The 22,348-nt window shown below is 63.8% G+C and carries 15 protein-coding genes and 1 pseudogene; 10 read left to right on the top strand and 6 right to left on the bottom strand.

What is annotated here, in order from left to right:
- Window positions 1–7: 7 nt before the first annotated feature.
- Together UP10_RS25130 and UP10_RS25125 are read right to left on the bottom strand one after the other, a co-directional pair.
- Window positions 8–1,321, bottom strand: coding sequence for an O-antigen ligase family protein (locus tag UP10_RS25130; protein WP_050043799.1), 1,314 nt, complete (start codon window positions 1,319–1,321; stop codon window positions 8–10).
- Window positions 1,318–2,313, bottom strand: a complete 996-nt coding sequence (locus UP10_RS25125) for a glycosyltransferase family 2 protein (RefSeq protein ID WP_245321845.1) — start codon at window positions 2,311–2,313, stop codon at window positions 1,318–1,320. The genes UP10_RS25130 and UP10_RS25125 overlap by 4 nt, the downstream gene beginning before the upstream one ends.
- Window positions 2,314–2,720: 407 nt before the next feature.
- On the opposite strand from UP10_RS25125, the gene UP10_RS25120 reads away from it, so the two are divergent.
- A complete protein-coding gene (locus UP10_RS25120) occupies window positions 2,721–3,809 on the top strand; it encodes a radical SAM/SPASM domain-containing protein (protein WP_044589873.1) in 1,089 nt (362 codons plus the stop codon).
- A 77-nt stretch (window positions 3,810–3,886) separates the two neighbouring features.
- Here UP10_RS25120 and UP10_RS42180 read toward each other — a convergent pair whose 3' ends face one another.
- The gene (locus UP10_RS42180; RefSeq protein ID WP_050043798.1) at window positions 3,887–4,861 is read right to left on the bottom strand and encodes a glycoside hydrolase family 26 protein; all 975 of its coding nucleotides are present in this window, start codon (window positions 4,859–4,861) and stop codon (window positions 3,887–3,889) included.
- Window positions 4,851–6,743 (bottom strand): acyltransferase family protein, encoded by a 1,893-nt coding sequence (locus UP10_RS25110; RefSeq protein ID WP_044589872.1) that lies wholly within the window; start codon window positions 6,741–6,743, stop codon window positions 4,851–4,853. The genes UP10_RS42180 and UP10_RS25110 overlap by 11 nt, the downstream gene beginning before the upstream one ends.
- Before the next feature lie 431 nt (window positions 6,744–7,174).
- Here UP10_RS25110 and UP10_RS25105 point away from each other — a divergent pair, with 431 nt between their 5' ends.
- From UP10_RS25105 to UP10_RS25075, 7 genes are all read left to right on the top strand, one after another.
- Window positions 7,175–8,101 carry a DUF6492 family protein gene (locus UP10_RS25105; protein ID WP_050043797.1) on the top strand — a complete coding sequence of 309 codons (927 nt, stop codon included), beginning with the start codon at window positions 7,175–7,177 and terminating at the stop codon, window positions 8,099–8,101.
- Window positions 8,095–9,537 carry a lipopolysaccharide biosynthesis protein gene (locus UP10_RS25100; protein WP_050043796.1) on the top strand — a complete coding sequence of 481 codons (1,443 nt, stop codon included), beginning with the start codon at window positions 8,095–8,097 and terminating at the stop codon, window positions 9,535–9,537. The genes UP10_RS25105 and UP10_RS25100 overlap by 7 nt, the downstream gene beginning before the upstream one ends.
- A gap of 4 nt (window positions 9,538–9,541) precedes the next feature.
- Window positions 9,542–10,360, top strand: coding sequence for a class I SAM-dependent methyltransferase (locus UP10_RS25095; RefSeq protein ID WP_082077243.1), 819 nt, complete (start codon window positions 9,542–9,544; stop codon window positions 10,358–10,360).
- Window positions 10,357–11,109 carry a polysaccharide deacetylase family protein gene (locus UP10_RS25090; protein WP_044589871.1) on the top strand — a complete coding sequence of 251 codons (753 nt, stop codon included), beginning with the start codon at window positions 10,357–10,359 and terminating at the stop codon, window positions 11,107–11,109. Before UP10_RS25095 ends, UP10_RS25090 begins: the two co-directional genes overlap by 4 nt.
- A gap of 157 nt (window positions 11,110–11,266) precedes the next feature.
- On the top strand, window positions 11,267–13,570 hold the full coding sequence (locus UP10_RS25085) for an exopolysaccharide transport family protein (RefSeq protein ID WP_044589870.1): 2,304 nt from the start codon (window positions 11,267–11,269) through the stop codon (window positions 13,568–13,570).
- A 65-nt stretch (window positions 13,571–13,635) separates the two neighbouring features.
- Window positions 13,636–14,742: a glycoside hydrolase family 5 protein gene (locus UP10_RS25080; RefSeq protein WP_044589869.1), complete on the top strand. Its 1,107-nt coding sequence runs from the start codon at window positions 13,636–13,638 to the stop codon at window positions 14,740–14,742.
- An 89-nt stretch (window positions 14,743–14,831) separates the two neighbouring features.
- Window positions 14,832–16,364, top strand: coding sequence for a hypothetical protein (locus UP10_RS25075; RefSeq protein WP_044589868.1), 1,533 nt, complete (start codon window positions 14,832–14,834; stop codon window positions 16,362–16,364).
- On the opposite strand, the pseudogene UP10_RS25070 reads toward UP10_RS25075, so the two are convergent.
- Window positions 16,351–17,021 (bottom strand): annotated as a pseudogene (locus UP10_RS25070) (3-keto-disaccharide hydrolase). The gene UP10_RS25075 and the pseudogene UP10_RS25070 sit on opposite strands and share 14 nt — an antisense overlap.
- A gap of 139 nt (window positions 17,022–17,160) precedes the next feature.
- On the opposite strand from UP10_RS25070, the gene UP10_RS25065 reads away from it, so the two are divergent.
- Together UP10_RS25065 and UP10_RS25060 are read left to right on the top strand one after the other, a co-directional pair.
- Entirely contained in the window at window positions 17,161–17,643 is a 483-nt protein-coding gene (locus UP10_RS25065; protein ID WP_245321842.1) for a cupin domain-containing protein, read from the top strand.
- Window positions 17,644–17,725: 82 nt separating this feature from the next.
- Window positions 17,726–18,067 (top strand): hypothetical protein, encoded by a 342-nt coding sequence (locus tag UP10_RS25060; RefSeq protein ID WP_044589866.1) that lies wholly within the window; start codon window positions 17,726–17,728, stop codon window positions 18,065–18,067.
- On the opposite strand, the gene UP10_RS25055 is transcribed toward UP10_RS25060, so the two are convergent.
- Window positions 18,041–22,156 carry a bifunctional diguanylate cyclase/phosphodiesterase gene (locus UP10_RS25055; protein ID WP_044589865.1) on the bottom strand — a complete coding sequence of 1,372 codons (4,116 nt, stop codon included), beginning with the start codon at window positions 22,154–22,156 and terminating at the stop codon, window positions 18,041–18,043. The two genes, UP10_RS25060 and UP10_RS25055, sit on opposite strands and share 27 nt — an antisense overlap.
- Window positions 22,157–22,348 lie beyond the last annotated feature (192 nt).

Raw genomic sequence — 22,348 nt, 5'->3', positions numbered from 1 at the left:
TAAGACTTTAGGTTCGCATCCGGAACCGGGCGAGATAATGCAGCCCGAACACGGCGATGAGGAAGGTCACCCAGGTCGTATCGGCGCGATCGAGAAAGAAGCTTTCCATCGACGACAGATAGAGGCCGAACAGCCAGATGCGCAGGTACAGCATCGTCAGCGGGCCGCTATTGCCACCCTGATCCGCAGCCTGGAAATCCCGCAGCGGCTTGACTACGATCGCCGCGATCAGAAGCATAAGGCCCGGCAGACCGGTTCCGAGCGCGGTGTCGAGGTAGCCGTTGTGGCTGTGCGAGGCATAGCCCGCCCACTCCTTGCCTTCCTGCAGGTTCTGGATCGCATCGGTGCCCCAGAACGACTCGAAGCCGTAGCCGGTTAATAGTCGCTGATGCAACGAGTCGAGCGCGAACGTCCAGATGTCGGCTCGGCCGGTAAAGGACGTGTCGAGTGGCAGCAAGTCGGCAATCGCAGCGAGCGTATCGCTCATGACAGTGCCGACGCTGAACAAATTCAGCAGCACGAGCGGCGTCAGCAGCAGGAACGCTCGCGCCCAGAACGAACGGACGACCAGCGTGAGCGAGCTCAGCAATAACACGGCGGTACACAACGCCATCGAACTCTTGCCGGCGGTAAAGAACAAGAAGACCGAAGCCAGCACGGCCACGGCGATGCCCGAGAGCCAGCTCCCGGCCCTGATCAGGTAGATGCCGAGGAACAGCAGCATCGCCATCATCGCGGCGGCGACGTTCTTGTGACCGAACACGCCGCGCCAATTGCCGGCCAGCGCCGGCTCCTGCGGATCGGTGGCCTGGTGCATCGCCAGATGCGGGACCAGCAAGACTCCGAAATAGCAGGTTACGAGCAGGACGAGCGCCGCGATGCTGAACCAGCGCATCAGTTCGCCTTGCGACTTCGGCAACAGCAGCATAGTTGCCGTGACCACGATAACGAACACCGACAGCGCAAGCCGGCGCAGCGACGTCGCCGGATCGAACGACAGCACGACAGTGACGCAGACCCAGGCTGCAAACAGCATGAAGGCCGGCGTCACCAGCGATTTCAGCGCCGGCATGTCGTCTCGCATGGTCAGCGCGAGCATGACGGCCATCAGGACGCCGAACAGGCCATAGAGAAACGCCTCCTTGCCGGTCGTGACGTCAGCTACATAAAAGCCGCTCAGATCTTCGAACGGATGCAGCGAGACCCAGACCAGCAACAGGATGCCGATGAACATCGCGCCGCGGACAAAATCCATCGCCGGCCGGCGCGAGACCCCCGCGATCAGCGCACGGCTTTCCGCGGTGATGGGGAAGTCGGTCACGGCGCGATCTTGGAGGCCGAATAAGGCTGCGGCTCGATGCCGAGAACGGCCAGCGCGCTGCCGATGGCGACGACCATCGGATGCATCGCGATGACGGCCTGCTGCTCCTTCAAGACGATGCGCGTGAAACGAAACAGCGAGAACGGCACGAGGCCGAACATCTTGGCCTTTACGACCGCGCGCGACCAGATCGTTTGCGCAGCCTTGCGCTCGATATGATAGTTGATCGCGCCGATCCGCAAACCACGCCGGACGATCCAGCCGAGATTGGTCCGGCTCTCCGGAACGGTCTCGCTGATATCAGCCTCCGTTACCCAAAAGAAGCGGAAGCCGGCGCGGCGGGCGCGCGCGAAAAAATCATGGTCGCCGCCGCCGAGGAAATTGAAGCGCAGGTCGAAGGCGGGCTGTCCGAGCCGCTCGAACACCGCCCGCCGGATCAGGCAGTTGCCGCAGCCGTAGATCACCGGGACGGGACCGCTGGTGTAATAGGCCGGAGCGAACGCCGGATGGCGTTTGAGGCCGCCCTTGTGCTCGTCGTCGAAGTTCGGCCACACCGGCCCGCCGATGATCTCGGCGCCGGTCGTATCGGCTGCCTGCACCATGCGCTCCAGCCAATCGGGCGAAGCGACCTCGTCATCGTCGATCATCAGGAAACTCTTTGCCTGCGGGAACGTCGCCAGCGCCGTTTCGAACGCCGCGTTGATCGCCTGGCAATTGCCCTGCCGGGGCTCGACGATGCAGACGCCGCGAAGCCGGCCGGAGGTGAGATACTCGGCCGCGACCGGCGCGCTTTCACATCGCGACGCATCGTTCTCGACCACGACCACCGCAAAGCGGCGCTCGGTCCGCTGCGCCGCGATCGACTCCAATGTCAGTCGCAGGTGCTTCGGCCGGCGAAAGCTCGGAATGCAGATGATGGTCTCGATGGAGCAGTCGAGCGCAGGCGACGTCGCAACCCAGGCCCGGTCCGGTGCGGCAAACTCGGTCGACATCTGGTTCAGCACTCCTGGCATTCCCGCCCCGCACGCGCACCATGCCGGAGCGAGGCAAGTCGTCATAATGGGACAGCTTCGTCCCGAGATGACCGCCGCGTGCAGCGATACGGATGCAGTTCAAACGTTACGGCGACCTCATGGCAAAATCCGATCCAGCCACCGCACACCTCAGCGCGATTTCGTCGCAAGGTTAATTTGAAGTCTAGCGATGTGATTTGCCGCGATGCTTGGCCGGGCTGGGCCGAAAGCCGTACGATCGGCACTACGCAGGCAAGACATTCTTAGGGTTAAGAGCCGCCCGGATCCGACCGGACGACGCCTCTGGTCCGGCTGGCATCCAATTTGCTGATCGACCCATAAGTCAGCGTATCGATCCCGATCGCAAAAACCGCTTGAGGTTCACCTTGAAAGCGCTCGACCTCGTCTCGCTCGGCTCCAAGCACGTCCGCAATGCCCTCTCGGAGGAGCTGTATCTGCGCACCGGACGCGACGTCACCCGTCCGGCCTCGATCTTCGCGGAGGTCGTCGAACGTTGCAATTACAAATGCCGCTATTGCGACTACTGGCGACGGCCGAACTACCGGGAGGAGATGAGCATCGAGGAGTGGCAGCGCGCGCTATCGAGCCTGAAGGAATTCATCGGCGCCTATCATGTCGAGTTCGCCGGCGGCGAACCCTACATCAAGAAAGGCTTTCTCGACCTGCTGCGGTTCTGCCGCGACAACGACATCCACTGGGGCGTCACCACAAATGGCGGCGCCTATCTCAACAAGAAGATCGTGGCGCAGACCGTAGAGGCGCGCCCCTTCAACATCAATATCTCGATCGACTCGGTCGACCCGACGATCCACAATTATTCGCGCGGTGTCGAGAACTCGCTTGATGACATCGTGCAGGGCATCCGCAACGTGTCCGAGATGCGGCGCGCCGAGGGGCTCGATTTTCCGATCATCATCAAGCCTGTCGTACACAAGCTCAACTTCCGCCGCCTGCCCGAAATGATCGACTGGATCCAGCAGATCGGCGCCACCGCGCTGAGCTTCCAGCCGGTCGAGCAGGGCACGCAGGAGGTCGAGGACGAGCTGTGGATCGGCGAGAACCAGATGGACGATCTCATCAAGGTTCGCGACGAGCTGCTGCGGCTGAAGCGCTCAGGCGCGCCGATCCTCAATGGCGAGGCTGTGCTGAATGCCTGGCCGAACCATTTCCGCCGCGAGAAGGCGCCGCCGGAAGTGATGCCGTGCCGGGTCGGCATGCGCAATTATTTCATCCGTTCCGACGGCCGCCTCGAGGTCTGCTGGTTCTTCAAGCCGATCGGCAATGTCCGTACCCAGACCGCACGCGAAATCTGGTACAGCGAGGAAGCCCGCACGCGCCGCAAGGAAACCATCGCCTGCGACAAGCTGTGCCTGTTCACCTGCCTCGCCCAGCGTACGCTTCAGGACAAGCTGAAGATGGGCTTGACGCTGCTGGCCGGCAAGAACGCGGCCTGACACCACAGCGGAGAGAATAAAGCCCGGTCCGATGGATGGATCGGGCTTTGTCTTGCCAATCGGGCCTGTTGGATCGATCAGCTGGCGAACAATTTCCGGTACAGGTTGCCAGACTTCGGAAACTGCCCGTTATCGATCTGCGTCGGCCACAATCCATCGACGTCGAAATAGGCCGCATACGCGATCACGGCCCGATTGGCCGCGAACCAGTCGTGCATCCGCTGTATGAACTCGGCATTGTCGCCGGCCTGGCCGACGCCCCACTCGGGATAGCTCATCAGCTTGCCGTGCACCAAAGCGAACTCACGCTGCCATTCGAGACCGAACGGCGCCTTGAGATAGAGGTTGGACCAGCGCTCCGCCACCGAGCCCTCGGATTTGAAGTCGTAGACATCGAGCCCGATGGTATCGACAACATCGTTGCCAGGATAGGCGAGGTCGGCCGGTGTATCCTGAGCTCCCCATCCGGGGCACCAGTCGAACCTGAAGTCGTCAGAATGACGGCGGAAGATCGCGACCATCCGGCGGAACGCCGTGATGTAGTCGTCCTCCTGTCCCCTGGCGAACCAGCCCATGCTGGAGATGTTCATCTCCCAACCGAGCCGAATAATCGCCTTGGGATGTGCCTGCGCGATCGCGCGCGCCGCTGCCTCGAAGTCGGAATCGTGCAAGCCGCCGGCGACATCGGCGAGCGGCGTGCCGGTGATCGTCAGCGGGACAGACCAGACGACGTTTCGCGCAGGGTTGAGCTTCTTCCAGAGCCCCGGCACCCAGTCGAGCTTGTGGAAATCGTCCCATGTATTCTGGCCGTAGAAATCGACGCCGATCACCGACGATGGTGGCTGGTTCAGCCACTTCTCCCAGGCTTGCAGCATATGCTCGCGGCCGGTCTCGCCCCAATTGACGAACGCGCCCGCAAACCGCGCCGAACCGGGACCGAGCGGTGATTCCCGCGATGGCGCGGCCCTCGCCGCCGACAGCCCACTCACGGCAAGCGCCGCAAGGCCGAGTGCCGTCCGCCGCGTGATCCCGCCTTGTCCATCAGTTCGCATCGCGTGCTCCGACAAGTTTCGGTGCAAGGAACGGCGCCAGCCGTTGACCCAGCTCGATCGACCCCTGTGACGTCAGATGGCCTTCATCGAACTGCATTGGCACGTTGGCAGCCACATATTCGTCGCAGCGGCCGTCCGGACAGATCGCATCGTAAAGCGAGACATAGGAGGCGCCGTGATCGGCCGCGAGGTGCGACATCGCGCTGTCACGTTCATGGACGCCAGGGCGGCGCATGGCGCGGGCGGCCGCCGGGTCGTCGCGCAGGATCTCGTCGACAAGCAGACGCGGCAATGCGCTGTCATATTCGACGATCGGTCCAAGCACGGTGACACGAAGTCCTCTCGCTTTCAGCAGGTCGAGGGTCGTCGCAATGATGGGCAGGTCCTCGTCCTTCCAGGACGCCGCCAGCAAGATTTTGTCGATCCGGTTGTTGGCCAGGAAGTCGTTGAAGACAAAGTCCATCATGCGCCGGCACGCCGGGCTGTCATAGTGCGAGCCGCCCTGCACGGCGGGGCGACACAGGCTGGCACTTGCCTGCATCACATTGACGCCGGGCATGGCCGACGCAAGCCCGAGCCAGAGATGCGCCGCATGGCTGTCGCCGATCAGAAGGTAGTTCGGCCGCGCCGGATCCCGCGTCATGCAGGTCTCGGTGTCGAGCTGTTGATGATTGGTGAGCAGGAAGCATCGGCCGGTACGAAACGCCGCCGAGGAATCATAAGCGAGGTAGGCGCTGATCTGCAGCACGCGCTCCGGGAAGCGGAACGGTGCCCCGCCAGCCAGCAAGATCAGTCCGCAGATCGCGAAGGCTGACGCCATCGCGGCCGATGCCGCGGTGAAAACCTTGGTTCGGGACGTGCTGCGAGCCAAGCTGCGGAACGGGAGTTCGATCAGCTTCCATGACAAATAAGCCATACCAACCGACAGAACGATCAGCAGCAGCTTGGTGCTGGCCGGCGAGCCCGTCTTCAACACCGCATCGGTGCGCTGAAACACGATCAGCGGCCAGTGCCAGAGATAAAGTGAGTAGGAGATCAGGCCGACGAACATCAGCGGTCGCAACGACAGCAGCCGGCCGGCCGGCGAGATGCCCCGTTCGCTGGAGGCGATCACCATCGTCGCGCCGACGCTGGCAAGCGACGTCATCAATAACAGTGGCGCCGAAGACGAGCCTGCAAGGATCACGCCGAGCAGCAGCGTCAGCCCTGCCAGTCCGCACACATTGCTCCACATTCCGCGCGGGGGCGCCGGAATGAAGCCGATCGCGAGCAGCGCGCCAAGCGCGAGTTCCCAGGCCCGGAACGGCGTCAGGTAGAAGACGAACGTCTCGTTGCGGGTGCTCATTGCGATCGCGGCCGCGAACGACATGACAGCACCGATCGCGAGCAGCAGCCTGGCGCGCTTGGGCGCGAATCGGTAGGCCACCAGCATCACGACCGGGACGACGAGATAGAACTGCTCCTCGACGCCGAGCGACCAGGTGTGCAGCAGCGGCTTGGTCTCGGCCGGTGCTTCGAAATAGCCGGCGGTCTTTGCGAAATAGACGTTGGCGACCGAGCCGACGGCGCTCGCGAGGCTCTTTGCGAAATCTTCCAGCTCGACGGGCAGGAAATAGATGTAAGCGAGCACACCCGTGACCAGCAGCATGACGAACAGCGCCGGAAGGATGCGCAGAATCCGCCGCTTGTAGAAATTGCCGAGCGAAAACGTTCCGTTGCGGATGTCGGCATCGGTCATGCCGCTGATCAGATATCCCGATATGACAAAGAAGATGTCGACGCCGACGAAACCGCCTCCGAAGCCGGGGACGCCGACGTGATACAGCAGCACCGGGATGACGGCGAGCGCCCGCAGGCCGTCGATATCGGAACGGTACTTCATGACATGGCACCGCCGCACGATCGCCGTTTCGTGCCGGAGCCGGTCGTGCCAAAAGCGGACACTGCTAACAGCGCAGGTGTGTCGAAACGGGCTGGCAGCTCAGCCGCCGTCCCACCGGCGGCGATATTCCGCCGGGAATGCCAATCAATTCTCATCCCTACCCACCTGCACCGAACCGCGTCGGCAATGCAGGCACGAGCACTGCAATATCCGGGCAAAACGCCTTCCAGCGCGAAATCGCGCGCACAAATGGTTACTGCGCACCCCGTTAACCGGCGCACCATCGAGCTGTTTACAAACAATTAACCATCAAGGACCGCGTGCGGTGCGCCCGGAATGCCCCGGCATCGATCTTGCTGAACTGGCAACAAGGACATTCGGGCGACTGCAACGTACCGCCCTGAAACGGTCCTGCCGGAGAGACTGACGAGATGAACCCTGTCGCGTTGATGACCCCGACTTACGGGCGCGATCTCGAGATCTGCACGCTGCTCTGCGAGAGCGTGGATCGCCACGTCACGTCTTTCTCCAAACACTATCTGCTCGTCCCGGACTGCGACCTGTCACTGTTCGCGCCGCTGGCGAGCGAGCGCCGAATCATCATTCCGGCTTCCTCCTTTCTCCCCGACTGGCTGCGGCCGTTGCCGCGGATGATCCAGCGCAAGCGCCGCCAGTTCTGGTGGTCGCTGCGCGCCAAGCCGGTGAACGGCTGGCACGTCCAGCAGATCCTGAAGATCGCCGCCACCATGGCGCTGCCCTATGAGCGCGTCTGTATCCTGGATTCCGACATCGTGTTCTTCCGCGATTTCGATCTGGCGAAGTTCGAGTACCCGAATACGATCCCGCTGTTGAAGATGGACGACGCGGTGACTGCCGACCAGCCGCGTCACTCGCGCTGGCTCGAGACCAGTCACCAGCTCCTCGGCCTACCGACGCCGCCCTTCCCGGCGCCCGACTTCATCGGACACATCATATTCTGGGACAAGCAGACCACGCGGGCGCTCGCCGAACGCATCGAGGCCGTCACCGGCATCAGCTGGATCGAGGCGCTGTGCAAGACCCGGGAGTTCTCCGAATATCTGCTGTACGGCTTCTTCGTAGAGAACGACGCTGCCTCCGCGCTACGTCACACTGTCGTGCCCAAGACACAGTGCATCAGCTATTGGGACGACCCGACCCTGAGCAAGGATGAACTGAATCGGCTGCTGCTGCGCGCCGACAGGGATGACGTCGCGTTCTCGATCGCGTCGTTCTCCGGCACGCCGGTCGAGACGATCCGCGAGGTCGTCGCCGAGAGCGATGCCATTCTCGCCCCTCACCAGGCCATCGAACCCGCGGGGGTTGCCGCCCTATGCTGATCGGACAGGCCAGCATCAATCTGACCGCCAACATCCTCTCGGCTGTGCTGGGACTGCTGAGCGTGTTCATCTTCACGCGGCTGTTCGCGCCGCATGATTATGGCGTCTATCTGCTCGGCGTCGGCTTCGCCTCCGTCATCTCGGTGTTCCTGGTCGGCTGGTTCCGCAACCTGATCCTGAGCGGGCACGCCCGCAACGACGGCACCGATGTCCGCGGCCTCGTCTTGTCAGGCTATCTGGTCTGCTGCCTCACCGCGCCGATCGCCTATGCGCTGGCCCGCCTCGTCGGACTCGATGGAACAGCCGCGATGGCCGCCGTTGCGCTCGCGGTCGCGATCGGCCTGTTCGAGTTAACGCAGGACCTGCTGCGGGCGCGCCTTAAGGCGCTCTCGGTCATGAGGGCGACGCTGGTCCGCGCCGGCGCACTGCTTGGCTTCGGCGTCATCGTCGCACTGGTCAGCCCGACCGGCTTCCTGCTGTTATCGGCGGCGGCCGCGGCCTACCTCGTCGCAGTTCTTGTGCAGTCGCGCAGTGCGTGGCGGGGCACGACTATCCGCTTCGACCGCGCCGATCTTTCCACACTCGCCCGGACCGGCCTGCCGTTGACGGTATCGGTGACGCTGCTCGCGATTTCGAGCGTGACCGACCGCTTCGTGATCGCCAATTTGATCGGCGCCGCGGACGCCGGCAAATATGTCGCGGCGCTCGATCTCGTGCGCCAGACCCTGATGATGCCGGCGATGAGCATCGCCGCCGCCTTCTTCCCGATGGCCGTGCAGATCCACGCCAAGCAGGGCGACGCCGCGGTCAAGAGCCATCTTGCGGAATGTCTCGAACTGCTCGCCGGCATCACGCTGCCGGCCTGTCTCGGCTTTGCGGCGATCTCCCCGCACATCGCCAACATCATCCTCGGCACCGATTTCCGCGAGGTCGCGGCGCAGATCATGCCCGTCATCGCGGTCGCCGTGATCTTCCAGGTGCTGACCCAGCAATATCTGCATGCCGGCTTCCTGCTGTCCGGCCGCAATTCCTTCTATCTGATCAACACCGCCGCGATCATCGCCGCCAATGTGATCCTGTCCTACGTCCTGGTCAGCCATTACGGCACGATCGGCGCGGCATGGGCGCGGCTCGGCGCCGATATCGTCGGCTTTGCCAGCGCCCTCGTGCTCAGCCGCTTCGCCTTCCCGGTCCCGATCCCGCTCGGCCGGCTGGCCCTGATCGTCATCGCAGCGCTCGCCATGGTCCTTGCCGTCGGAGCGCTGGACCGCAGCCTGCATCTCGCCGATCTCCCCGTCAGCATCGCACTGACCGGCGCGGGACTCGCGGTCTATGCCGCGCTGTGCTGGCTGTTCGACATCGCGCGCGTCCGCGGACGGCTGAGACAGGGCCTGATCGCGGCCCGCACAAAGTTTGCCAACAGCAATATTGGATGAGCCAATGACAAAGACCTTTGCGCTCGACACGCTTGATGCTCCGCCGGTCCATGTGACAGCATTGGCCCCGGTCGCACCAATCCACCCTGAATCGCTGCTCGCTTTGCCGCCCGGCGAGGCCAAGCAGAGCCTGTTGACGGTTCACAGCATCCTCGAAGCCAAGCTACCGCGGGGACCACTGTCGATCTACGAGGCCGGCGGCGGCTCGACCAGCTATCTGCCGCTCAATGTGCTCGATCGCGCGCATGTGACCGTCGTCGACATCGACGAAGATCAGATCCGCAACAACAGCTACGCACAACAGGCGATCCTCGGCGACCTCCAGACCTATCGCTTCGCACCGCAGAGCTTCGATCTGATCATCTGCTACAACGTCATCGAGCACGTGCCCGACGTCGAGGCCGTGCTAACCGGCTTCTGTACGGCGATGAAGCACGACGGCCTGCTGCTGATCGGCGCACCGAATCCGAAGTCGCTCTCGGGCGTCGTCACCAAATATTCGCCGCACTGGTTCCACGTCTGGTTCTACCGCCACATCCGCGGCGAGAAGAAAGCCGGGCTGCCGGGCGAGGCGCCCTTCCCGACCCATTTCCATCCGCTGGTCACGCTTGCCAATCTCGAGGTCTTTGCCGGCCGGCACGGGCTGCAGGTCATCTACCGGAAGACGTACGAGAGCCCGCGCTATCCCGAGATGCGCCGCCGCAAGCCAATGATCGCCGCGCTGATCGACGCCGCGGCAAGGATCATGAATGCGGTGCTAACAGGCAAAGCCGACGTCCGGCACGGCGACTACCATGTGATCTTGCGAAAGCTGCAACAATGAATGCTCTGTGGTCAGAGGCTAGGGTCAAGGTCAGCCATCGGCTGGCGATGCATGTGCAGGTCGAGCATTTCCGGCTGAACAATGCCACGCCGATGGTGACGTTCAGCTTTGACGATCTGCCGAAGAGCGCCGCAACGTTAGGGGCCGATATCCTCGAGTCCTACGGTTCCCGCGGCACGTTCTACGTATCCGGCGGCCTGGTCGGCATCGACACGCCTGATTGGGCCAGCGGCAGCGCCGACGACGTCGTCTCGCTGCATCGTCGTGGCCACGAGGTCGGCTGCCACACCTTCTCGCATCGCCGCGCCTGCGATCTCGACGAGACGTCGCTGGCCGCGGAGATCGATCGCAATCGCACCTATTTGCATTCGCTCGATCCGACCATGTCGATCGAGACCTTCGCCTACCCGTTCGGCTACGGCTCCTACGCCCGCAAGCACCAGCTGAAGTCCGAGTTCCGCACCTGCCGCAGCATCGTACCAGGCGTCAACAGCGGCGAGGTCGACCCGCAGTTCCTTCGCGCCATGCCGCTGATCGACCGCCAGATGACCCGCGAACGGATTGATCAAGCGTTCGACGAGGCTCGAGACACTAACGGTTGGTTAATTTTCTACAGCCACGACGTCGCCAACCGGCCGAGCCTCTATGGTTGTTCGCCCGATCTCATGACCTACGCGCTTGAAGCCGCGGCACGACGAGGCATCCCGGCGTTGACCATGGCAGAGGCATTTCGATGCGCCCGCGGTTAAACGCTTTGTTTGCCTTTCTGGTGAATAGTCCCTCAATGGGTATGGTTAATTTTTCGTGTTGCGTCTTATCCGCGTTGTCGTCCCGCGCGCATTGCGTGACCCGTAAGATAACCCCTCAGCCGATGCGTGCAGCCAGTTCGAATGGAAGCTGGGGTTGATGCTGAACTATGACCAGCCGATAGGCCGGGCGAAGCCGGAGCCTCTCCACGCCGCGGTTACGGCGGGCTTCAGCGTGCTCGACCTGGTGCGGCTGCTGTGGGAGCGCAAGGTCGCGATCGTATCCGCCGCCCTGATCTGCGCCTGCATCGCGGTCGCGATCGGCAAGAGCCTGACGCCGAAATACACCGCGAGCGCCCAGCTCTATGTCGACCCGCGCGAATTGCAGCTCGTCGATCGCGAGCTGACCCCGCGCGCCCAAGACGTATCCGGCCTCTCGATGGTGGTCGAGAGCCAGTCGCGCCTGATCACATCCAACAACGTGCTGCTGCAGGTGATCCGCAACACCGATCTGGTCAAGGATCCGGAGTTTGGCGGCGGCGCCGCAACCAGGGGCATCTTCGCATCGCTGCTCGGTCTGTTCGGCATCGAGCCGAAGGTGACCGCGGATGAGCAAAAGCAGATCGAGATGAACGCGCTCGATTCGCTCGGCCGCCACATCAATGTGAAGAAGACCGACCGCACCTTCATCGTCGACATCGACGTCTGGTCGTACGACCCGGCGAAGGCCGCGATGCTCGCCAACGCGGTCTCGAGGGCCTATCTCGCCGAGTCCAAACAGTCGCAGGCCACTGCCGCCCGTCGCGCCACCAGCGACCTGTCCGGCCGGTTGAAGGAACTGCAGCAGCGGCTGCGCAACGCTGAAGATGGGCTCGCGACCTACAAGGCGCAGAACAACTTCGTTGGCTCGCAGGACAATCAGATCAGCGACCAGCAGCTCTCCGCCAGCAATCAGCGGCTGGCCGCGGCACGCGCGCTGACGCTCGACGCCCAGGCCAAATTCGACCAGATCGAGGCCAGCCGCCGCGGTTCGACCGACCCAGGTGCTATTCCCGAAGCCCTGCAGTCGCCGACCATCGCCAATCTCCGCTCGCAATATGCCGATGCGAAGAAGCGGCAGGCCGAGTTGCAGGGTGAGCTGGGACCGCGGCATCCGGCGCTGCGCCAGATCGAGCAGCAGGTCGATGACCTGCGCCGCACCATCAAGGAAGAAATCGACCGTTATGCGCTGTCGGCCAAGAACGATCTGACCAGGGCCCGCGACTATGAAGGGTCGCTGAACAAGGCGCTGGACGTCCAGAAGCGCCAGAGCGTGCAGATGAGCCAGGCGTCGGTCCGTCTGCGCGAGCTCGAGCGCGAGGTCGATGCGAGCCGCGACGTCTATCAGTCCTTCCTCAAGCGTTCGCGTGAAACCGAAGAGCAGGAGACCCTCAACACCTCCAGCGCCCGGGTGATCGGCGATGCCACCATTCCGCAGCGCCGCACCTTCCCGCCGGCGATGAGCCTGCTCGCGATGATCGGCTTCATGTTCGGCGGACTTGCCGCTGCGGCCTGGGCCATCGCCGCCAGTCAGCTCGCGCACGGCGCCGATCCGATCAGGCCCAGGGTCCAGCCGAAGGAGGATGCCGCTCCGGAGCGGCAGGCCGTCATCGCGACGGCGAAGCAGCCGGTCACTCCACGGCCCAAGCCGCGGCCTGCGGTCGGCCTGATCGAGAAGCCTATCATCGCCGAGCTGCAGGAATCCGACGTGATGCGGACGCTCGGTGGAATCCTGACCGGCGGCAACATCGCCGACGTCACGCGGTTCGGCTGGCCGACCCTGCGCACCGGCGCCTCCCAGTCGGCGTTCTCGACCACGATGTGGGAGATGTGCGCAGCGCTCGCCAACCGGACCAATCCCGAAGGCGTCATCGTGGTGGCCGTGATCGGTACAGACGCTGATCATGATCGCAGTGTCGTTGCGCTCAACATCGCGCTGACCGCGGCACGCCGTGGCGCCAGGGTTCTGATGATCGATGCCGATGGCGCAAGCCATGCCCTGTCGAACAAGGTCGCGCATTTCGGCAAGTCTGAACCAAGCCGCTTCGGCTGGCTCAACGTCGGCAGCAAGGCCGCCCGCGCGGTCAACACCGCGAACGGCATCATGATCCTGCCTACGATCCAGGGCAGCGCTGCCAAGGCCGGCGAGGCGATCCGCAAGGCGGTCGCCCAGGCGCGCTCAGCCGGTGGCTACGACCTTGTGATCCTGGACGGGCCCCCGATGCCGTGGGGCACGGCGGAGCGCAAGCTGCTTGACGTTGCCGACGGCCTCGTCGCGGTCCTGCCGGCCGAACGCGATATCAACGACTGCATGGAAGGCATCATCACCGCGCTCGGTGGCGCGCAGCGCAAGCTGGTCGGCGTCGTCCTCAATGAGCTCCAGCCGACCGCTGCAAGCCATCAGCACGACAAGCAGTATGCGTAAGCGCCGCGCCAACCGGGCCGCCGCGCACCGCTCTCCTGCAACAGCCGTCGCGAGCTGATCGTCCAATGGCCCGGCGGTCGATCCTTGCCATCACCGCCGCCGCATCCATTCTGCTGTCCGCCGCCGCCCGGGCATGCCCGTCCCTGATCGAAGGCGTCGCTGCGGACCGGATCGAAGCCCTGTCACGCGGCGTCAACGCCGACGGCTGGATTGCCGATCCGCAGTCTGCACCGCCCCGCAGCCTCTTGCTCGAACTGCGCAAAGCGGGCATGGCCCACATCCGGCTGCCGGTGCATGCCGACGATGTCATGCCGCGCTTCGCCACGACAGCGGATCGCGACCAACGCCTGCACACGCTCGATGGTGCGTTGAAAACCCTGCTTGCGCTTGGCTATGCCGTCTCCGTCGACCTGCATTCCGGCAAGCGCTTCAATGCGCTGCACAAGGATGATCCACCCGGCGCGATGCAGGAGATGAGGGATGCCTGGACCGGGCTCGCTCGGGTCATGCAGCGCTATCCGGCCGATCGGGTCTTTGCGGAACTGTTGAACGAGCCGGAGGTCGACGCCGCGCAGTGGCAGAACGAAGTCGAAGAGCTCGCCGTATTCGTTCGCCGGCTGCTTCCGCAAACGACACTAATTACCGGTCCGGTCAACTGGCAGCGCGCCGATGCGCTGCCAGGCTTCAAGCCGCTCGACGATCCGAACGTCGTCTATGCAATTCACGTCTATGACCCGATGGCGTTCACCCATCAGGCCCACTGGGATCCGAGCGAACCGCTCCAAGACATCATCGGATTGCCCTATCCGATCCGCGCCGACGATCCGCAGGTTCAGCGATTGCGGGAGCAACTCGGTGCGCTGAACAAGCGCAAGGCGCTTGCGATACTGGACCGCGCGATCCCCGACCGCGGCATCGACAAATGGCTCCAGCCTGCTGCCGCCTGGCAGCAGCGATATTCACGTCCGCTCATCATCAATGAATTCGGCGTGCTCAAGGCGGGAGCCCCGCGCGACAGCCGGCTGCGCTGGCTCGCCGCCGTCACGGCCTATGCGCGGCAGCATTGCTGGGGCTGGACCCACTGGGAGCTGTCGCAGGGCTTTGGCCTGGCGGACGCAATCACCGGCAAAGCTGAACCCGATGTGCTTAAGGCATTGTTCGGGCCGCGCTAGCCCGTCTGGTTAACCAGTTCTTACACATTGAGCCGCTAGATCGACCATTCGGGTGTGGCGCGCCACGCGTCCGGTTTAGGTCAGAGCTCGTGCGAGCAGGCATAGCCCAGCGGCCGCTGATGGCGGGCGACGTGATTCCGGCACTCGGCATCGCCGTGGCATCGATCGCATTCGCGCCGATCCTGCAGGCGGCCAACCCTGCGCTCGCAATCGTCGTCGAAACCCTTGTCGGCTGCGCGATCGTTCTCGCGGCACCCGCCTATGCGCCGTCGATCGCCATCTTCATCATTCTTTTCCAGAACCTGTTCGTCTCGCTTCTGTCGTCATATCTGTCGACCGAAGTGGAGATGGAATTCGTCAAGGGCTACAACTTCCTCGTTTGTTCGGTGATGTGGCTGGTCACGCTGGCGCTGTATCTGTTGCGCGAGCGCAACCGGTCTGCGGACATCGACCGGATCATGACATGGGGGATCGTCGCGCTGGCGACCGTCACGGTGTATTTCGTGATCGGCGCCACGCAAGACCCGCGCGCGGCACTCTTCTATCTGCGCAACATTGCGCTGCCGCTGTTTCTTTTTCAGTTATCGTTGCTGACCGCCGCGACGTTCGAAATCCGCATCACGCCTTTTTTGGTGGCCGTCGCCACGCTATTGATCGTCTGCGGATATATGGAACTGCTGTTCCGGGATGCCTGGCTCCATATCACCAACGGCTACACGTTCTGGCAGTTCGACGAGCTCAAGGCGACCCGCTCCGGAGCCTGGGAAGCCCAGATGCGCGCAACTGGCAACGTGCCGGTGGATCTCATCGATCGCTTCCGCTTCGGCTTCCTCAACAGCCCGCTGTTCGAGGATCTCGGACTGTCGACGATCCTGCGCATTCACGGACCGAACATGAGCGCGATCAGCTTCGGCTACGGAATTGCATTCTCTATCCTGTTCCTGTTCTCGGTCGGATATCGCTGGCTGGCCGTGGCCGCTATACCACTGCTGCTTCTCTGCAGCGTGAAGGGAGCGCTCATCCTGGTCATCTTCGTGGCATTTGCCTGGACGTCGACCTGGCTGTTCGGCGCGGTCATCACCCTCGTGGCCGGGTTCGTTGCGCTCGTACTCTATGTCATCGTCGCTATCCACATCGGACTGCAAATCGGCGACTTTCACGTCATCGGCTTCATGGGCGGCTGGAACGGCTTCATGCAAAACCCGTTGGGACGTGGACTTGGTGTCGGCGGCAATTTGACCGAAGGTTACTTCACAATCGACTGGAGCGCCGCGCAGCAGGCCGGCACTATCGAGGGCGCGGTGGAGAGCGCCGTCGGCGTATTGCTCTACCAGATGGGCATCGCGGCACTGGTGCCGCTCGGCTTCTTCCTGGCCATGGCGCTGAAGGCATGGCGCCTCTACGCCTCCTCCGGAATTCTCACGCAAGGGCTCGCCGCCTTCGGCACGATCGTAGTGCTGGTCAACGGCATCTTCCAGGAGGAGGCGCTGTTTGCGCCGCCGGCGCTCGGGCTGTTGCTGTGCCTGACCGGTCTGGTGATCGGCCATCACATTCGCACCCGAGGCCACACTCACGACGCGAAGAGCGAAGCGGCCTCGACCGCCGCTGTCACAGCGGTTTGATCTGCACCTTGCGGAACTTGACCACGCCCGAGCCATATTGGAGCGCGACATAGCCGCTCGCGTGCTTGGAGTCCTGCGCATCGACGGTCTTCTGGCCGTTGAGCGTCACGACGAAATGCGGTCCCTGCGCCGTGATTTCATAGACGTTCCACTTGCCGGCCGCTTTCGGCATCGGATCGACCTTGCCGACATCGACGATCGCGCCGGTGCCGTAGCTCGGATCCGGCCGCTTGTCGAAGATATTAACCTCGTAACAGACTTTGGAGTCGATCGTCGTGTTGGACTCGCAGCGAATGAAGATGCCGCTATTGGCGTCTTCATCGGTCCAGAACTCTGCCCTGATCTGGAAATCCTTGTAGAGGGTTTTGGTGACGAGATAGGCGAGGTCCTTGCCGTCGAGTTGTCGGCGACCAGCGCGCCGTCCTTCATCGCCCAGTTGGCCCTGCCGACCTCGCCCCAATCGCCCTTCGCGGTGCTGTCGAGCAACGTGACCCAGCCGTCATCGCCCGAGGCGGCGGTGGAAAATTGCAGCGCGGCTGCACCGATCAACAGACCGACCGCGAGCGTCGACAAATGCTTCGTGAAGGTTGTCCTCCCGTTTGTTTTGGTGGCGCGCAACCTAGCATCGCCGCGCGCGGCGTAAATCCCGTTTTTCATGTTGCATCTGCGTTGTTGCCGCATCCTCGGGTCACACGTGCGCGAGCGTGTCTTGCCGAGCCGGAACGAGAGCGGCTAGCATCGCCACAACGACACGGAGCGCCAGTATCGAACGGCGCCCATCCAGCGGGAGGACACGATGACGTCGTCGAACCGATCTCGGCAATATCTCTGGCGATACCTGATGCTGCCGCTGGCCTTTGCCGGCATGCTGAGCATCAGTTCCGCGGCTGAACTCAATCCCGCCGCGGTCACCTACAAGCTGCCGGACCAGATCCCCTGGAGCCCGGTCGACGCGCGCGGCGCGCAGAATGCCGTCGTGGTCGGTGATCCCTCGAAGCCCGGGTTCTACATGGTCTACACCAAATGGACGAAGGGCAATCACTTCAGCCGCCCGCACTTCCATCCCAACGATCGCTACATCGTGGTGCTACAGGGCACCTGGTGGGTCGGCACCGGCCCGAAATTCGACCCCGAGCACGGCACGGTGCCGATGCCGGCCGGCAGCTTCGTCACCCATACCGGCAAGCAGGTGCATTGGGACGGCGCCAAGGACGAGGACGCCGTGCTGCTGATCATGGGCGAAGGGCCGGCGACCGCGACCGAGGTGGAGCAGAAGTAGCCGCCGCGCGCCGGCAGGGCCGCACCGCGCATTGCATGGATCGAGGGCGCTGCTATCATCGAGGGCCAGGAGAGACCGATCGATGCATCCCGCCGCCAAGCTGCAATTTGCCCGCATCGTCGACGAGTTCGTGCGCTGGCGCGCGATTGCCGAACCGGAGCGGCCACCTGCTCCGGCCTGGTGGTGGGGACCGGCGTTCGAGATGCGCGACGTCGCCGAGGCGCTGCCATCCCGGTGGTGCCGCCAGCTCCGCCTCAATGACGGCGCGACCTATGCCGACGGCGCCGCGGCGCTGCGCCGAACGATGGCCGACCAGACCCTCGTGCCCTGGCCCTATGATTTCTCGCGCATGGTCGCATCCACCGATTCCGACGTCCGCGACCTCCACGTGCAGCCGTCAGACGACAGCGCGTTTCCGCCCTGAGTCCGGCTCGACATCAGCCGCAGCCTCGTGGTCCAACGCCGGCTGCAGCGGCGGCGAGGCCAGCAGCGGCGACGAGTTCAGCAGTTCCGCGAGATCGCGCGGCGGCAGCGGCTTTGAGAACAGGAAGCCCTGCATCTCGTCGCAGGCATGCGCCCGCAGGAAGTCCCGCTGCTCGGAGGTCTCGACGCCTTCGGCGACGATGGTCATGCCGAGCGCCTTGCCCATGCTGATGATCGCCTGCGCGATCGCGACGTCCTCGGAATCGTCGGGCAGGTCGCGCACGAACGAACGGTCGATCTTGATGGTATCGATCGGGAACTGCTTCATCAGTGACATCGACGAATAGCCGGTGCCGAAATCGTCGATCGCAAGCCGGATGCCGCGGTTCTGGATTGCGTCGAGCACGCGGATCGCCCGCGGCACGTTGCGCATCACCATGCTCTCGGTGACCTCGAGCTGCAGCAGCACCGGCGACATGCCGCTGTCGCGCAACGCCGCGTCGATATCGTCGAGCAGATGCGGATCGGCGAACTGCCGCGGCGAGAGGTTGACCGCCATGGTGCCCGGTTTGAGGCCGCCGCGCTGCCACGCCATGTTCTGCGCACAGGCTTCCTTCAGCACCCAGCGGCCGATCGGCACGATCAGCCCGGTTTCCTCGGCCAGCGGAATGAATTGCCCCGGCGTGATCTGACCGAGCTCCGGATGGCTCCAGCGCAGCAGCGCTTCGACGCCGCTGATCTGTCCGCTCGCCATATCGACCTTGGGCTGATAGTGCAGCGAGAACTGCTCGCGCTCGAGCGCACGGCGCAGCGCGTTCTCCAGCGTCAGGCGCTCGATCGACTGCGCCTTGATCTCCTTGGAGAAGAAGCGGAAGTTGTTCTTGCCGTCCTCCTTGGCGAGATACATGGCCATGTCGGCGTTCTTGGTCAGGGTCTGCACGTCCGAACCATCGGCCGGATAGGTCGCAATCCCGATCGAGGCGGTGGTGTGGCACTCATGGCCGCTGAGCTGCAACGGCTGACTGAGTTCCGCCAGCAGGACGCCCGCGATGCGCTCGACGTCGGCGCGCTCGGCGGCTTCCTCCAGGATCACCACGAATTCATCACCGCCGAGCCGCGCCACGACGTCGCTCGCACGCAGCGAGCCGCGCAGCCGCTCGGCGATCGCGACCAGCAGCATGTCGCCGGCGTCGTGCCCGAGCGAATCGTTGATCACCTTGAAGCGATCGAGGTCGATGAACAGCACGGCGAACTGCCGCTGGTGGCGGTCCGCCGCCTCGATCGCATGAAGCAACAGCTCGTTGAACATCTCGCGATTGGGCAATTTGGTCAGGCTGTCATGCGAGGCGAGATATTCGATCCGCTCGTCGGCCTTGTTCTTTTCATCGGCACGAACGAAGCTTTCCAGTGCGAACGCCAGATTGTCGGCGAGCCGCTGCAACAGCTCGACGAACTCCGGTGTGAACGTGTCCTTCTCGATCGCCACGAAGATCATGACGCCGACGACCTGCCCGCCGACAACAAGCGGAAACGAGGCGCCGGATTTCGTGCCATCGAGGCGAGCCCGCTCGTGGAAGGCCGCCGTATGCGGATCGGCAGAGTAGTCGTTGATGATGCAGGCCTTGCCCGAGCGGAACGCCCTGCCGCAGGCGCCGCGTCCTTCCGGGTGCGCCTCGTTGATCGACAGCGTGACCTGGCGCGCGCCCTCCGCGGCCGGTCCTGCGATTGCGACGATCTCGAGGTAGTCGCTGCCAGGCCGCGCCAGCGCGATGGTGGTGGAGGTGAACTTGCCGCCGGTCGCCGCCGCCTCGCAGACCAGCCGATACAGCTCAGTGCGGGACTTCGCCCGCATCATGGCCTCGTTGGTCGCGCTCAGCGCCGCGAACATGCGCGACAGCCGCTCCTTCTGCTCGTCTGCCCGGGCCTTCTCGTCGACGCGGTCGAAATTGTCGAGCGCAAAGGACACGTTCTCGGCGAGCCGCTGCAGCAGCGCCATCATCTCCGGGCTGAATGTGCCGAATTCTCCGGAGAGGAACACCAGCGCGCCGATCGCCTCGCCGTTCTTGAGCAGCGGCAACGCCGCGCCGGATTTGCCGCCGCTGTCGCGGGCGACCTGGTAGACATGCGACTCAGGTCCGAAATCGCTGAGATAGTCGTTGCTGATGCAGGGCCTGCGGGTGCGGATCGCGACGCCGGTGAGAGTCTGCCCCTCCGGGCGCGACGCATCGGCCGACAGCAAAACCTCACGAGCGCGAACGCGGTCAGAACCCGAGACCGCCACGTTCTCCAGGAGGACCTCGCCCGGCCGCACCAGCCTGATCGTGGCTGAGACAAACTGGCCGCCGACGGCCGCGGCATCGCAGACCAGGTCGAACATCTCGCTGCGGGATTTCGCCCGCATGATCGCTTCGTTGGTCGCGCTCAACGCGGCAAACATCCGCGTCAGGCGCTCCTTCTGCTCTTCGGTGCGCGCCTTCTCGTCAGCGCGGTCGAAGCTGCCGAGCGCAAAGGACACATTGTCGGCGAGCCGCTGCAGGAGTTCAGCGAATTCAGGCGAAAAGGTATTGCGCTTGGCGGAGATGAACAACATCACCCCGACCGGCCGGTCGTCGACCAGCAATGGAAACGCTGCACCCGATCGCGCCTCCTCTCGGTCGATGACGTCGCGGAATGCGCTGTTCGTGATGTCGTTCAGGAAGTCGTTGTTGATACAGGCCTGCCGCGAACGGAACGCCCTGCCGCAGACCCCGCGCCCCTCGGGGCGCGCCTCATTCGGCGAGACGTTGAGACGGCGCGCATTGTCCGCGGTGGGACCGGCGACCGCCATCATCTCCAGGAAGTCGTCGCCGGGCTTCGCCATCAGGATGCTGGTCGAATTGAACCCGCCGCCATGCGCCGCCGCCGCACAGACCAGCTCGAACATCTCCAGACGCGACCTGGCGCGCATGATCGCTTCGTTGGTCGCGCTCAGCGCCGCGAACATCCGCGACAGCCGCTCCCTTTCGGCGTCGGCCTTGGCCTTTTCGGTGGTCCGACCGAAATTGTCGAGCGCGACCGACACGTTCTCGGCAATTCCGGCGAGCAGCGCGATGATCTCCTCGTCGCGGGCCCAGGAATTGCTGATGAAGAAGATCAGGACGCCGATGCTGTTGCCGAATCGGGTCAGCGGAAGCGCGACGCAGGCCATCAGGCCACTGCCGTGGATTTTCACCTGCGAGGAACTCGCCGATTTGGGGATGTCGCTCTCGACACAGGGCCGCCGGGTCCGGAACGCTTCGCCGCAGATACCCTTGCCGTAGACGCTGGCCGGGTCGGTCGAGAAGCGGGTCTGCGTGATCAGATCGATCGCCTCGCCGGTGCCGGCGACGGGTTCAAGCCAGTGCGTGTCGGGTTCGGCCAGCAGCACCACGGTGGCGAAGGACTTGCCGCTGAACACCGCGGCATCGCAGACCCGTTGATACAGATCGTGCTCGGTCTTGGCGCGCAGGATGGCTTCGTTGGTGGCGCTGATGGCGCCGAACATGCGGTTCAGCCGGCGCATCGCCCGCTCGCCGCTCTTGCGCGACGCCTCATGGTCGAAATTGTCGAGCGCAAATGACACGTTCGCCGCCATGCGTTCGAGCAGCGAGACGATCTCCTCGCCAAGCGAATGCGGCTCGCGCCGCGTCACCATGAAGACGCCGACGCTGCGCCCATTACAGATCAGCGGCATTGCTGCAGACGCACCGATGCCGGCCGCAACCGCGCCGCTGCGCCAGGCCACCGAACAGACTTCGTTGATGTAGTCGTTGCTGACATAGGCCTGCCGGGCACGGAACGCCCGCCCGGCAACGCCCTCGCCCTCGGGGGTGTTCGCGATAATAGAGATGCTGATGCTGCGCAGGCGCGCGACGTCGTCGCCGAAGCCGGCCGCGAATTTCAAGCGGCCGGTATCAGGCTCCAGCAGGAAGACGGTTGCGGCCAGGAAGTCCCCGCTCGAGAAGGCGGCTTCGCAGACCTTGCCGTACAGTTCTTCCGGTGATTTTGCGTACAGGATCGCTTCGTTGGTGGCATTCAACGCCGCAAATGTACGTCCGATGCTCGACTGCACGATCCCTGAGGCCCTGGGGCCGCCCCCTTCAATCTGGGCGGGAACCATGCCCGCGAGAGGACTAAGTGGAGGTTAGGACTTCGGGCAAGTTGCGAGTCAAAGTAAACACATGACGAACAAAGGCAGCCGGTTTCCGGAGAATTACGGGCCCTGCTGTGCCAGGCTGAGGCGCTGATGCCGCCGCCCGGCTCG

Origin of the sequence: Bradyrhizobium sp. LTSPM299, assembly GCF_000938235.1 — a bacterium.
Classification (GTDB): Bacteria; Pseudomonadota; Alphaproteobacteria; order Rhizobiales; family Xanthobacteraceae; genus Bradyrhizobium.
Note: the sequence above shows the minus strand (reverse complement) of the source record. Positions and strands in the feature narration are given on the sequence as shown.

Excerpts from the sequence above, each read along its gene's own strand:
- UP10_RS25125 (WP_245321845.1), bottom strand. The coding sequence starts at position 2,313 with ATGTCGACCGAGTTTGCCGCACCGGACCGGGCCTGGGTTGCGACGTCG.
- UP10_RS42180 (WP_050043798.1), bottom strand. The coding sequence starts at position 4,861 with ATGCGAACTGATGGACAAGGCGGGATCACGCGGCGGACGGCACTCGGC.
- UP10_RS25110 (WP_044589872.1), bottom strand. The coding sequence starts at position 6,743 with ATGAAGTACCGTTCCGATATCGACGGCCTGCGGGCGCTCGCCGTCATC.
- UP10_RS25105 (WP_050043797.1), top strand. The coding sequence starts at position 7,175 with ATGAACCCTGTCGCGTTGATGACCCCGACTTACGGGCGCGATCTCGAG.
- UP10_RS25100 (WP_050043796.1), top strand. The coding sequence starts at position 8,095 with ATGCTGATCGGACAGGCCAGCATCAATCTGACCGCCAACATCCTCTCG.
- UP10_RS25095 (WP_082077243.1), top strand. The coding sequence starts at position 9,542 with ATGACAAAGACCTTTGCGCTCGACACGCTTGATGCTCCGCCGGTCCAT.
- UP10_RS25090 (WP_044589871.1), top strand. The coding sequence starts at position 10,357 with ATGAATGCTCTGTGGTCAGAGGCTAGGGTCAAGGTCAGCCATCGGCTG.
- UP10_RS25085 (WP_044589870.1), top strand. The coding sequence starts at position 11,267 with ATGCTGAACTATGACCAGCCGATAGGCCGGGCGAAGCCGGAGCCTCTC.
- UP10_RS25080 (WP_044589869.1), top strand. The coding sequence starts at position 13,636 with ATGGCCCGGCGGTCGATCCTTGCCATCACCGCCGCCGCATCCATTCTG.
- UP10_RS25065 (WP_245321842.1), top strand. The coding sequence starts at position 17,161 with ATGACGTCGTCGAACCGATCTCGGCAATATCTCTGGCGATACCTGATG.
- UP10_RS25060 (WP_044589866.1), top strand. The coding sequence starts at position 17,726 with ATGCATCCCGCCGCCAAGCTGCAATTTGCCCGCATCGTCGACGAGTTC.